At 60.0% G+C, this 12,640-nt stretch carries 10 protein-coding genes and 1 pseudogene; 9 read left to right on the forward strand and 2 right to left on the reverse strand.

Translation table 11 applies throughout. The features are described 5' to 3' along the window. Positions 1–1,373 (reverse strand): glutamine synthetase family protein (locus D6877_RS20530; protein WP_016772657.1); only part of this gene is annotated, 1,373 nt, incomplete at its 3' end. 278 nt (positions 1,374–1,651) lie between these two features. On the opposite strand from D6877_RS20530, the pseudogene D6877_RS30025 reads away from it, so the two are divergent. From D6877_RS30025 to D6877_RS20565, 8 genes and pseudogenes are all read left to right on the forward strand, one after another. Then, a pseudogene (locus D6877_RS30025) lies at positions 1,652–1,768 on the forward strand (gamma-glutamyl-gamma-aminobutyrate hydrolase family protein); the annotation flags it as partial. A gap of 333 nt (positions 1,769–2,101) precedes the next feature. Then, entirely contained in the window at positions 2,102–3,460 is a 1,359-nt protein-coding gene (locus D6877_RS20535; protein WP_016772658.1) for a glutamine synthetase family protein, read from the forward strand. Positions 3,461–3,516: 56 nt separating this feature from the next. Then, positions 3,517–4,881: an aspartate aminotransferase family protein gene (locus D6877_RS20540; protein ID WP_130911944.1), complete on the forward strand. Its 1,365-nt coding sequence runs from the start codon at positions 3,517–3,519 to the stop codon at positions 4,879–4,881. A gap of 171 nt (positions 4,882–5,052) precedes the next feature. After that, positions 5,053–6,165 (forward strand): polyamine ABC transporter substrate-binding protein, encoded by a 1,113-nt coding sequence (locus D6877_RS20545; protein WP_039757472.1) that lies wholly within the window; start codon positions 5,053–5,055, stop codon positions 6,163–6,165. Positions 6,166–6,350: 185 nt separating this feature from the next. Further along, positions 6,351–7,448, forward strand: coding sequence for a polyamine ABC transporter substrate-binding protein (locus D6877_RS20550; RefSeq protein ID WP_130911945.1), 1,098 nt, complete (start codon positions 6,351–6,353; stop codon positions 7,446–7,448). A gap of 63 nt (positions 7,449–7,511) precedes the next feature. After that, the gene (gene potA, locus D6877_RS20555) at positions 7,512–8,654 is read left to right on the forward strand and encodes a polyamine ABC transporter ATP-binding protein (RefSeq protein WP_016772662.1); all 1,143 of its coding nucleotides are present in this window, start codon (positions 7,512–7,514) and stop codon (positions 8,652–8,654) included. A 35-nt stretch (positions 8,655–8,689) separates the two neighbouring features. Continuing rightward, on the forward strand, positions 8,690–9,571 hold the full coding sequence (locus D6877_RS20560) for an ABC transporter permease subunit (RefSeq protein ID WP_178083722.1): 882 nt from the start codon (positions 8,690–8,692) through the stop codon (positions 9,569–9,571). Then, positions 9,568–10,458: an ABC transporter permease subunit gene (locus D6877_RS20565; protein WP_130911947.1), complete on the forward strand. Its 891-nt coding sequence runs from the start codon at positions 9,568–9,570 to the stop codon at positions 10,456–10,458. Before D6877_RS20560 ends, D6877_RS20565 begins: the two co-directional genes overlap by 4 nt. Positions 10,459–10,633: 175 nt before the next feature. Here D6877_RS20565 and D6877_RS20570 read toward each other — a convergent pair whose 3' ends face one another. Then, positions 10,634–11,275, reverse strand: a complete 642-nt coding sequence (locus tag D6877_RS20570; RefSeq protein WP_130911948.1) for an HD domain-containing protein — start codon at positions 11,273–11,275, stop codon at positions 10,634–10,636. A 312-nt stretch (positions 11,276–11,587) separates the two neighbouring features. Between D6877_RS20570 and D6877_RS20575 the strand changes: the two genes are divergently transcribed. Next, positions 11,588–12,553, forward strand: a complete 966-nt coding sequence (locus tag D6877_RS20575; protein ID WP_130911949.1) for a GlxA family transcriptional regulator — start codon at positions 11,588–11,590, stop codon at positions 12,551–12,553. Positions 12,554–12,640 lie beyond the last annotated feature (87 nt).

The raw sequence follows: 12,640 nt of genomic DNA on the forward strand, positions 1-12,640 counted from the left end.
ACGGTATGCAGATACCAGTTGTACTCAAGGTCGGAGATGGAGTGTTCGAACTCCTCCAGCTCGCTTTCCTTGCAGGCGACGAAGATATCGATGTACTTCGGATCGATGTACTTGGCCATCACCTCGCTGTCGTCCAGCTCGCGCAGGGCATCGCGCAAGTTGTTCGGCAGGCTCTGTTCGTTCTGCTCGTAGCTGTTGCCTTCGACAGGCGCGCCCGGTTCGATCTTGTTGACCAGGCCGTGGTGCACGCCGGCCAGTACCGAAGCCATCAGCAGGTACGGGTTGGCGTCGGCGCCGGCCACGCGGTGCTCGATACGTACGGCATCGGCAGAGCCGGTCGGTACGCGAATCGCCACGGTGCGGTTGTCCAGGCCCCAGCACGGCGAGTTCGGTACGTAGAACTGCGCGCCGAAGCGACGGTAGGAGTTGACGTTCGGGCAGAGGAAAGCCATCTGCGCCGGCAGGGTCTCGAGCACACCGCCGATCGCGTGACGCAGCGCGGCGTTCTGCTCGGGATCCTCGCTGGCAAAAATGTTTTTGCCGGCTTTGTCCAGAATCGAAATGTGTACGTGCAGACCATTGCCCGCCTGGCCCGGATACGGCTTGGCCATGAAGGTGGTGTCCATTTCATGGTCGTAGGCGATGTTCTTGATCAGACGCTTGAGCAGGACGGCGTAGTCGCAGGCCTTGATCGGGTCGGCGACGTGGTGCAGGTTCACTTCGAACTGCGCCGGGGCACTTTCCTTGACGATCGCATCGGCCGGGATGCCTTGCTCTTTGGCACCTTCCAGAATGTCCTGGAGGCAGTCGACGTATTCGTCGAGGTCGTCGATCAGGTAGACCTGCGTCGAGTGCGGGCGTTTGCCGGAGATCGGCGAGCGTGGCGGCTGCGGACGGCCGTTCACGTTTTCCTGGTCGATCAGGTAGAACTCGAGTTCGAAGGCGGCGCAGATGGTCAGGCCGAGCTCGTCGAACTTGGTCACCACCTGGCGCAGCACTTCACGGGGATCGGCGAAGAACGGATCGCCTTCGAGTTCGTGCATGGTCATCAACAGCTGCGCGGTCGGGCGCTTCTGCCATGGCTCGTTGCACAGGGTATCGGGGATCGGATAGCAGATGCGATCGGCGTCGCCGATGTCCAGGCCCAGGCCGGTGCTTTCCACCGTGGAGCCGTTGATATCCAGAGCAAATAGAGAGGCCGGCAGGTTGATGCCTTTCTCGTAAACCTTGTGGAGGCTGGTGCGTTCGATGCGCTTGCCGCGCACCACACCATTCATATCCGCAATCAGAAGGTCAACGTACAGAACCTCAGGATGTTCCTTAAGGAACGCGTTCGCTTCGTTAAGCTGAACGGCACGCGGGGGTACCGACATGATGCAACACCTTTGTTGTTAAAAATATCAATCATTGATCTTTTCTGGTTTCAGTCAACCCGAACGGCCTGCCGAAGTCAAGCGAGGCCTTTTTTGCCCCGAAAAAGCGCTTTGAGGGCATTTATGGGGCACTTTGGGGCGTTTTTTCAAACCTTGAACGTTGCTCAGCTGCGGGCTTGAGCAGGCCGTGTTGTATTTTTTACGGGGGTGTTGTGTAAAAAAATGAACAAGGCTAAGCTCCGGTCAAACCCATAACAGCAATAATACCGGGGTGCTTCATGTCTCGCCTGCCGTTAATCGGCATCACCGACTGCTCGCAACAGTCCGGTCTGCATGCTCATCACATCAGTGGCGATCAATCCGTCCCTAGCGCAGCCAGCAAGGCGCGCAGCCTGTCGACGACACGCTCGTCAACATCCGGCAAAACGGCAGCGTCCGATATTCTGGACGTCGGGCACAGCATCCGCTTTATGGCGTCTCCTTTCACTATAGAACTCTTTCCCTCCCAAAGCCCGTGCCGCACTCAGCGTCATGCTTGTGATTCTGCACGTTTGCAAAGTGCACGGGAAATGCAACGCCAGCGTCAAGGGCAGGTAAGCTCCTCTTTCATTGTCTATGCGCGGTGCCAGGCGTAAGCCGGCACTGCGCGAGCAAGCCCCCTTTAACGCGACGCCGCAAGCGTCAAAATTGCCTGACATCGCGTCAGGAGACTCAGCCCAGAGGCATTTATGAGTAACAACCTCGACCAGCTCACCGATTGGTTGAAAGACCGCAAGATCACAGAAGTCGAATGCATGATCGGCGACTTGACCGGCATTACCCGGGGCAAGATTTCGCCGACCAACAAGTTCATCGCCGAGAAAGGCATGCGTCTGCCGGAGAGCGTGCTGCTGCAGACCGTGACCGGCGACTACGTCGAAGACGACATCTATTACGAACTGCTCGACCCGGCCGACATCGACATGATCTGCCGCCCCGACCAGAACGCCGTGTACCTGGTGCCTTGGGCCATCGAGCCGACTGCGCAGGTGATCCACGACACCTACGACAAGCAAGGCAACCCGATCGAGCTGTCGCCGCGCAACGTCCTCAAGAAAGTCTTGAAGCTGTATGCCGACAAGGGCTGGCAGCCAATCGTGGCGCCGGAGATGGAGTTCTACCTGACCAAGCGCAGCGACGACCCTGACTATCCGTTGCAGCCGCCGATCGGCCGCTCGGGCCGTCCGGAAATCGGCCGGCAGTCGTTCTCCATTGAAGCGGCCAACGAATTCGACCCGCTGTTCGAAGACGTCTACGACTGGTGCGAATTGCAGGAGCTGGACCTCGACACGCTGATCCACGAAGACGGCACCGCGCAGATGGAAATCAACTTCCGTCACGGTGACGCCCTGTCGCTGGCCGATCAGATTCTGGTGTTCAAGCGCACCATGCGCGAAGCCGCGCTCAAGCACGACGTAGCGGCGACGTTCATGGCCAAGCCAATGACCGGTGAGCCGGGCAGCGCCATGCACCTGCACCAGAGCATCATCGACATTCAGACCGGCAAGAACGTCTTCTCCAACGAAGACGGGACGATGAGCCAACTATTCCTGCACCACATCGGTGGTCTGCAAAAACTGATCCCCGAGCTGTTGCCGCTGTTCGCGCCGAACGTCAACTCGTTCCGCCGCTTCCTCCCGGACACTTCGGCACCGGTGAACGTCGAGTGGGGCGAAGAGAACCGTACCGTAGGCCTGCGCGTACCGGATGCCGGCCCGCAGAACCGCCGCGTGGAAAACCGTCTGCCGGGCGCCGACGCCAACCCGTACCTGGCGATTGCCGCGAGCCTGCTCTGCGGTTACATCGGCATGGTCGAGGGCCTGAACCCGAGCGCGCCTGTGGTCGGCCGTGGTTACGAGCGCCGCAACCTGCGCCTGCCGCTGACCATCGAGGACGCGCTGGAGCGTATGGAAAACAGCGCGACCATCGAGAAGTACCTCGGCAAGACCTTCATCACCGGCTACGTCGCGGTCAAGCGGGCCGAGCATGAAAACTTCAAGCGCGTGATCAGTTCCTGGGAGCGTGAGTACCTGCTCTTCGCCGTCTGATACGCCGGGCGCGGCGGCCAGCCGTCGCGCCTTCACCGATAACAAGGAGAATTGGCATGACCAGCAACAACCCGCAAACTCGTGAGTGGCAAGCGCTGAGCAGCGATCACCACCTGGCACCGTTCAGCGACTTCAAGCAACTGAAAGAGAAAGGCCCGCGGATCATCACCAACGCCAAGGGCGTTTATCTGTGGGACAGCGAAGGCAACAAGATCCTCGACGGCATGGCGGGCCTCTGGTGCGTGGCGATCGGTTACGGTCGCGATGAACTGGCCGATGCCGCCGCCAAACAGATGCGCGAACTGCCTTACTACAACCTGTTCTTCCAGACCGCACACCCGCCGGCACTGGAACTGGCCAAGGCGATTGCCGACGTGGCGCCAGAAGGCATGAAGCACGTGTTCTTCACCGGCTCCGGCTCCGAAGGCAACGACACCATGCTGCGCATGGTCCGCCACTACTGGGCGATCAAAGGCCAGCCGAACAAGAAAGTCATCATCAGCCGCAAGAACGGTTATCACGGTTCTACCGTGGCCGGCGCGAGCCTCGGCGGCATGACCTATATGCACGAGCAGGGCGACCTGCCGATTCCGGGCATCGTCCACATCGCGCAGCCGTACTGGTTCGCCGAAGGCGGTGACATGTCGCCGGAAGAGTTCGGCATCTGGGCGGCCAATCAGCTCGAAGAAAAGATTCTCGAAGTCGGCGTCGACAACGTCGGTGCCTTTATTGCCGAGCCGATCCAGGGTGCCGGTGGCGTGATCATCCCGCCCGATACCTACTGGCCGCGCATCAAGGAGATCCTCGCCAAGTACGACATCCTTTTCGTTGCCGATGAAGTGATCTGCGGTTTCGGCCGTACCGGTGAGTGGTTCGGTAGCGATTTCTACGACCTCAAGCCGCACATGATGACCATCGCCAAGGGCCTGACCTCCGGCTACATCCCGATGGGCGGGTTGATCGTGCGTGATTCGGTGGTGGCCGTGCTCAATGAAGGCGGCGATTTCAATCACGGCTTCACTTACTCCGGGCACCCGGTGGCAGCAGCGGTGGGCCTGGAAAACATCCGCATCCTGCGCGACGAAAAAATTATCGAGAACGCTCACAACGAAACGGCACCGTATTTGCAGAAACGTCTGCGCGAGCTGAACGATCACCCGTTGGTGGGTGAAGTTCGCGGCGTCGGTCTGCTGGGGGCGATCGAGCTGGTGCAGGACAAGGCCACGCGCAAGCGTTACGAAGGCAAGGGCGTGGGCATGATCTGCCGGCAGTTCTGCTTCGACAACGGCCTGATCATGCGCGCGGTGGGCGACACCATGATCATTGCGCCGCCGCTGGTGATCAGCAAAGCGGAGATCGATGAGCTGGTTACAAAAGCACGCAAGTGTCTGGACCTGACCCTCGGTGCGCTGCAGGCCTAGGTGCTAGGCTTTGAGCGGGGGAGCTGCGGCGCACTCGCTCAAAGCTGTCAGAAAGGCTGGTCTTTTGTTGAAAGACCGCCTCGGATCTTGCCAGACTAGCCGCGGTTCCAGTTGTCCGGGTTCGGCCGCTGAACAAAGTGGTTCAAAAAAGAAAAATTTGGAGCATGACGCATGAAGGCATTAGGTAAAAAGCTAGCTGGCAAGACTCTGCTCGCGCTGTCCATGGCGGGCATGATGGCGGGTGCGGTGCACGCGGACGACAAGGTGCTGCACGTCTACAACTGGTCCGACTACATCGCGCCGGACACCGTGGCCAACTTCGAAAAAGCCACCGGGATCAAAGTCGTCTACGACGTCTTCGACAGTAACGAAACCCTGGAAGCCAAGCTGCTGGCCGGCAAGTCCGGTTATGACATCGTGGTGCCTTCCAACAATTTCCTCGCCAAGCAGATCAAGGCCGGCGTTTACCAGGAGCTGGACAAGTCCAAGCTGCCAAACTGGAAAAACCTCGACGAAGACCTGCTCAAGGCCGTTGGCGATGCCAGCGACCAGGGCAACAAGCACGCCTTCCCGTACATGTGGGGCTCGATCGGCATCGGTTACAACCCGGCCAAGGTCAAGGCTGCACTGGGCATCGACAAGATCGATTCGTGGGACGTGGTGTTCAAGCCGGAAAACATCGAGAAACTCAAAAGCTGCGGCGTGAGCTTCCTCGATGCCCCGACCGAAATGATTCCGGCGGCATTGCACTATCTGGGCAAGCCGACCAACAGCAAGGACAAGGCTGATCTGAAAGCCGCCGAAGACCTGTTCCTGAAGATCCGTCCTTCGGTCGCCTACTTCCACTCGTCCAAGTACATCTCCGACCTTGCCAACGGCAACATCTGCGTCGCCGTCGGTTACTCGGGTGACCTGGAGCAATCCAAGACCCGCGCTCAGGAAGCCGGTGACAAGGTCAAACTGGCCTACACCATTCCAAAAGAAGGCGCCGGTACTTTCTACGACATGGTCGCCATTCCCAAGGATGCCGAAAACGTCGAAGCCGCCTACAAGTTCATGAACTACCTGCTGGAGCCGCAAGTGATGGCCGGCATCACCAACGCCGTGCGTTTCCCGAACGGCAACAAGGCGGCGACGCCTCTGGTGGACAAGGACATCACCAGCGACCCGAGCATCTACCCGTCGGCTGAAGTGAAGAAGCAGCTCTATGCGATCAGCGATCTGGACGCCGCCACGCTGCGCCTGATCACCCGCAGCTGGACCAAGATCAAATCGGGCAAATAAGCCGGTTTGTCGCCACAACCACTGGCCGTCGTCGCCGCGACGGCGGCCAGTGGAAATTAAATGACAGAAAGTTTTGCTGGATCGGTTTTTCGAGGGTAAGTTGCGCGCCGGTTTTGTTGTCGGGCAGCCATGGCTGTCATGCAGCGCGGGGCAACTTGGGCCCAATCAATTTAGAGGACCTCCACTTGCCTGTATTTTCTTCTTTGCGCAAAGCCCTGCTGGCCGCTGCCGGCCTGACAATCGCTGTCGGAGCCCAGGCCGCCGGTACGGTGCATATTTATAACTGGTCCGATTACATCGGCGAGTCGACCCTGGCCGACTTCGAGAAAGAGACCGGGATCAAACCGGTCTACGACGTCTTCGACTCCAACGAAACCCTGGAAGGCAAGCTGCTCGCCGGGCGCACCGGTTACGACGTGGTCGTGCCGTCGAACCACTTCCTTGGCAAGCAGATCAAGGCGGGCGCGTTCCAGAAGCTCGACAAGGCGCAGCTGCCCAATTATTCCAACCTCGACCCGGTGCTGCTCAAGCGCCTGGAGCAGAACGATCCCGGCAACCTCTACGCCGTGCCGTATCTGTGGGGCACCAACGGCATTGGCTACAACGTCGACAAGGTCAAGGCCGTGCTCGGTATCGACAAGATCGATTCCTGGGCCGTGCTGTTCGAACCGGAAAACATTAAGAAGCTGCACAGCTGCGGTGTCGCGTTCCTCGATTCGGCTGATGAAATGATGCCGACCATGCTCAATTACCTGGGCTTGAACGCCAACAGCACCAACACCAAGGACTACGAAAAAGCCACCGCCAAGCTGCTCACGGTGCGTCCATACGTGACCTATTTCCACTCCTCGAAATACATCGGCGATCTGGCCAACGGCGACATCTGCGTGGCCATCGGTTTCTCCGGCGACATCTTCCAGGCGAAGAACCGTGCCGAGGAAGCGAAGAAGGGCGTCAACATCGCCTACTCGATTCCGAAAGAGGGCGGCGCGCTGTGGTTCGACATGCTGGCGATCCCCAAGGATTCGTCCAACGTCAAGGAAGCCCACGCCTTCATCAATTATTTGCTGAAACCTGAGGTGATCGCCCAGGTCAGTGATTACGTCGGTTACGCCAACCCCAACCCGGGTTCGGACAAGCTGATGGAACAATCCATTCGCACCGATGAAGCGGTTTACCCACCGCAAGCAGTCCTCGACAAGACCTACGTGTCGACCGAGTTGCCAGCCAATATTCAGCGTTTGATGACCCGCAACTGGACCAAGGTCAAGTCGGGCAAATAACGCACAAACTATCCAGGGTTCGTCTTGCGTGGCGAACTGCTGCTTCTGTTGGGAGTTTCGTAAATGGCAGTTGCCTCCGGCGCCTACAAGAAAGCCCTCGAGGGCGACCAGACACCAAAACAGGTGCTGGTCAAAATCGACCGGGTCACGAAGAAGTTCGACGAGACGATTGCCGTGGACGACGTGTCCCTGGAAATCAAGAAGGGCGAGATTTTCGCCCTGCTCGGCGGTTCGGGATCGGGCAAATCCACCTTGCTACGGATGCTGGCAGGCTTCGAACGGCCCACGGAAGGGCGGATTTTCCTCGACGGCGTCGACATCACCGACATGCCGCCGTACGACCGTCCGATCAACATGATGTTCCAGTCTTACGCTTTGTTCCCGCACATGACCGTGGCGCAGAACATTGCCTTCGGCCTGCAGCAGGACAAGATTCCCAAGGCTGAAATCGACGCCCGCGTGGCCGAGATGCTCAAGCTGGTGCAGATGAGCCAGTACGCCAAGCGCAAGCCGCATCAACTGTCCGGCGGTCAGCGTCAGCGCGTGGCCCTGGCCCGTTCGCTGGCCAAGCGGCCGAAGCTGTTGCTGCTCGACGAACCGATGGGCGCACTGGACAAGAAACTGCGTTCGCAGATGCAACTGGAACTGGTGGAAATCATCGAGCGCGTCGGCGTGACCTGCGTGATGGTGACCCACGACCAGGAAGAGGCCATGACCATGGCCGAGCGCATCGCGATCATGCACCTGGGCTGGATCGCGCAGATCGGCAGCCCGATCGACATCTACGAAACCCCGACCAGCCGTCTGGTCTGCGAATTCATCGGCAACGTCAACATCTTCGAAGGCGAAGTGATCGACGACGCCGAAGGCCACGCGACCATCACCTGCAAGGACCTCGACCGGCAGATCTACGTCGGCCACGGCATCAGCACCTCGGTGCAGGACAAGTCCGTAACCTACGCGATTCGTCCCGAGAAGCTGCTGGTCACCGCCGACATGCCGACCTGCGAATACAACTGGTCGAGCGGCAAGGTCCACGACATCGCCTATCTGGGCGGGCACTCGGTGTTCTACGTCGAATTGCCGAGCGGCAAACTGGTGCAGTCGTTCGTCGCCAACGCCGAACGTCGCGGCGCGCGTCCGACCTGGGGCGATCAGGTCTACGTGTGGTGGGAAGACGACAGCGGCGTGGTACTTCGCTCATGAACATGCGCAAATTCAAACGCCGCATGAACCGAATCATCCCCAATGGCCGGCAAATGGTCATCGGGGTGCCGTTCATCTGGCTGTTCCTGTTCTTCATGCTGCCGTTCTTCATCGTTCTGAAGATCAGTTTCGCCGAAGCCGACGTGGCGATCCCGCCATACACCGAGATCTACACCTACGCCGAGCAGAAGCTGCAACTGCTGCTGAACCTGGGCAACTACGCGATGCTCGGCGACGACGAGCTGTACATCGCCGCCTATCTCGGCTCGCTGAAAATGGCTTTTATCAGCACTGTGCTCTGCCTGCTGATCGGTTACCCGATGGCCTATGCCATCGCCAGTGCGCGCAAAGAGCTGCAAACGGTGCTGGTGCTGCTGATCATGATGCCGACCTGGACCGCGATCCTGATCCGCGTGTATGCGTGGATGGGCATCCTCAGCAACAACGGCCTGCTCAACGGTTTCCTGATGAGCATGGGCCTGATCGACGAGCCGCTGCAGATCCTCAACACCAACCTCGCAGTGTACATCGGCGTGGTCTATTCGTACCTGCCGTTCATGATCCTGCCGCTGTATGCCAACCTGGTCAAACATGACCAGAGCCTGCTGGAAGCCGCGTCGGACCTGGGTTCGAGCACCTTCAACAGCTTCTGGAAAATCACCATTCCGCTGTCCAAGAACGGCATCATTGCCGGCTGCATGCTGGTGTTCATTCCGGTGGTCGGCGAGTTCGTGATTCCGGAGCTGCTTGGCGGTCCGGAAACCCTGATGATCGGTAAGGTGCTCTGGCAAGAATTCTTCAACAACCGTGACTGGCCGGTGGCGTCCGCGCTGGCGGTGGTAATGCTGGCGATCCTGATTGTGCCGATCATTCTGTTCAACCGCAGTCAGGCCAAGGAAATGGAGGGTAAAGAATGAAGCGCTTCCGTTTCTCCAGCCTGATGCTGGTAGTGGGTCTGTTGTTCATCTACCTGCCGATGCTGATCCTGGTGATCTACTCGTTCAACGCCTCGAAACTGGTGACGGTGTGGGGCGGCTGGTCGATCAAGTGGTATGTCGGCCTGCTCGACAACACGCAACTGATGGGCTCGGTGCTGCGCTCGCTGGAAATCGCCTGCTACACCGCGATTGCCGCTGTGGCACTGGGGACGCTGGCGGCGTTCGTGCTGACGCGGGTGACGCGCTTCAAGGGTCGCACGCTGTTTGGTGGTCTGGTGACCGCGCCGTTGGTGATGCCGGAAGTGATCACCGGTCTGTCGCTGTTGCTGCTGTTCGTGGCCATGGCGCAGATGATCGGCTGGCCGCAGGAGCGCGGCATCGTCACCATCTGGATCGCCCACACCACGTTCTGTGCGGCGTATGTGGCGGTGGTGGTGTCGGCGCGCTTGCGTGAGCTGGACCTGTCGATCGAAGAGGCGGCGATGGACTTGGGCGCGCGGCCGTGGAAGGTGTTCTTCCTGATCACCATCCCGATGATCGCGCCGTCGCTGGCGGCGGGCGGGATGATGTCGTTCGCGCTGTCGCTGGATGACCTGGTGCTGGCGAGCTTCGTTTCCGGCCCGGGTTCGACGACCCTGCCGATGGAAGTGTTCTCGGCGGTGCGCCTTGGTGTGAAACCCGAGATCAACGCCGTGGCCAGCCTGATTCTGCTGGCAGTGTCGCTGGTGACCTTCCTCGTCTGGTTCTTCAGCCGCCGCGCCGAAGAAGCCCGCAAGAAAGCCATCCAGCAAGCCATCGAAGAAAGCGCTGCCGATTCATGGAAGCAACCGGACGCGCGACGCGCGCCTGCGCCGCAGACTGTGTGAGCCGACGGGTTGGTCTCATTTGCGAGGCCAACCCAAATCAAAATGTGGGAGCGGGCTTTTGTGGTGAGGGGATTTATCCCCGATGGACTGCGCAGCAGGCCTGTTTTTTTGGGGTCGCTTCGCAACCCAACGGGGATAAATCCCCTCGCCACAGGGCCCAGTTCCAAATCTGGTTTTAAGCAGTCCAGGGAGACTTGCGGATGACCTCAACAAAGTTCATCGGCCGAAACCCCGGCTCCTGATCCACCAGCACATCAGTCTTCACATTGCCAAACGTCGTCTGCGGGCGATGGCGCAAGCCATCGACGAACGCGCAGATGATGCATTCCTTGAAACCCTCCCCACGCGGATGCGCATGCACCACGGCTTCGCGCTGCACGCTGCTGAACGCCGCGTAATCGATGCCCAGCACGTCCATCTCCACCCCGGCGGTCACCAGTGCTACGGTCGGGCGCAGATGCCTGGGCACGCCCGGCGTGGTGTGCAACGCGATCGACAGCCAGACTTGCTCGATGTCGTCGTCGCTCAGCCCGTACGGCTTGAGAAAGGCTGCGGCGGCATTTGCGCCGTCCACTTCGAAGCGCTCGTCATCGCTGCGATGGCCTGCGACCAGACCAAGGTCGTGGAACATTGCGCCGACGTACAGCAGCTCCCGGTTATAGGCCAGTTGCTGGCGCTCGCCGCTCAAGGCGCCGAACAGAAACACCCGGCGCGAGTGGTGATAAAGCAGGTCGGATTCGATGTCGCGAATGTACTCGGTGGTGGCCCGGGCGAGGGCGCTGTCAGGGATCTTGATGCCGGCGATGGTGCTGGTCATAACGGTTTCCTCGTCGAAAACGCCGTCGTGGCGCTGCTGGGAAAAGTCTGTTCCCCGCGCGCCAAGCGAACAATCGAGTCATGGCTGCGATCCTTGCCAATCCGCCTGCAAATCGTGCCAAGCTCACTTGTCGGGTGTGGGACCGGCAAGGGTGGCTCGATCAACAAGCCCGGCACGGCCCATGTGGGAGCGAGCCTGCTCGCGAAGGCAGTGTGTCATTCGACAGCTATGTTGCGGGTGATGGCCTCTTCGCGAGCATGCTCGCTCCCACAGGTTTGTGTGTTTGTCACAGGTATTGAGGACGTTTGAGCCATGAACAAATCCGTCGCCATTGTGGTGTTCCCCGGCGTGCAGTCACTGGACGTCAGCGGCCCCATGGACGTGTTCGCCGAAGCCAACCGCTTCCTCGCGCCGCAGGATCACTATCGCTTGCAAGTGATCGGCGTCGAGCACGGGCCGATGGCCTGTTCCAACGGAATGAGCCTGAACGCCCACTGCCACTTCAGCCAGGCAACGGACAGCCCTGACCTGTTGCTGGTCGCCGGCGGCCCGCAATTGCCATTCATGGATTTCGGCCCCACGTTCGACGCCTGGCTGCGCGATGCCTGTGGCCGCGCCCGGCGTTGCGGCTCGATCTGCAACGGCGCGTTCATGCTCGCCCGCGCCGGTTTGCTGGAAGGGCGCACTGTCACCACGCACTGGAACGATGCCGGGGCGTTGGCGCATTTGTGCCCGACCACGCGGGTCGAGGCGGACCGCCTGTACGTCGAGGATGGCGCGCTCTACACCTCGGCCGGGGTCACGGCGGGGATCGATCTGTCGCTGTACCTGCTGGCGCGCGACCACGGTGCCGAGGTCGCGCTGAGTGTGGCGAAACGGCTGGTGGTGTTCACCCAGCGCTCGGGCGGGCAATCGCAGTTCAGCCCGTTCCTCACGCCGCATGCCGAGCCGACGTCAGCGGTGGCGTTGGTGCAGTTGTATGTGCTGGCCAATCTCACCGGCGACCTGACGATTGCCGATCTGGCCAATGCGGCGAACATGAGTGCGCGCAATTTTTCCCGAGTATTCACGCGGGAAGCCAAAGTGACCCCGGCGGAGTTTGTCGAACGGGCGCGGGTGGATGCGGCGCGGGTGATGCTGGAAAGCACCACGGCGCCCCTGAAAACCGTGGCGTATCAGTGCGGGTTTCGTGATGCGCAGCATATGCGCAGTGTGTTCAACCGGCGGCTTGGGGTGACGCCGCAGCAGTTTCGGATGAATTTTGCGCTGAATGTTTGATCCGGGCTTGAGCTCGAAAGCCCTCACCCCAGCCCTCTCCCAGAGGGAGAGGGAGCCGATTGCAGTGTCTGGCGTGTTACATCGACC

The organism is Pseudomonas sp. Sample_9 (assembly GCF_004307535.1).
GTDB lineage: Bacteria > Pseudomonadota > Gammaproteobacteria > Pseudomonadales > Pseudomonadaceae > Aquipseudomonas > Aquipseudomonas mercuritolerans.

What these genes read in the sequence shown, in the direction of transcription:
- D6877_RS20535 (WP_016772658.1), top strand. Translation starts at nt 2,102, where the DNA reads ATGAGTAACAACCTCGACCAGCTCACCGATTGGTTGAAAGACCGCAAG.
- D6877_RS20540 (WP_130911944.1), top strand. Translation starts at nt 3,517, where the DNA reads ATGACCAGCAACAACCCGCAAACTCGTGAGTGGCAAGCGCTGAGCAGC.
- D6877_RS20545 (WP_039757472.1), top strand. Translation starts at nt 5,053, where the DNA reads ATGAAGGCATTAGGTAAAAAGCTAGCTGGCAAGACTCTGCTCGCGCTG.
- potA (WP_016772662.1), top strand. Translation starts at nt 7,512, where the DNA reads ATGGCAGTTGCCTCCGGCGCCTACAAGAAAGCCCTCGAGGGCGACCAG.
- D6877_RS20565 (WP_130911947.1), top strand. Translation starts at nt 9,568, where the DNA reads ATGAAGCGCTTCCGTTTCTCCAGCCTGATGCTGGTAGTGGGTCTGTTG.
- D6877_RS20570 (WP_130911948.1), bottom strand. Translation starts at nt 11,275, where the DNA reads ATGACCAGCACCATCGCCGGCATCAAGATCCCTGACAGCGCCCTCGCC.
- D6877_RS20575 (WP_130911949.1), top strand. Translation starts at nt 11,588, where the DNA reads ATGAACAAATCCGTCGCCATTGTGGTGTTCCCCGGCGTGCAGTCACTG.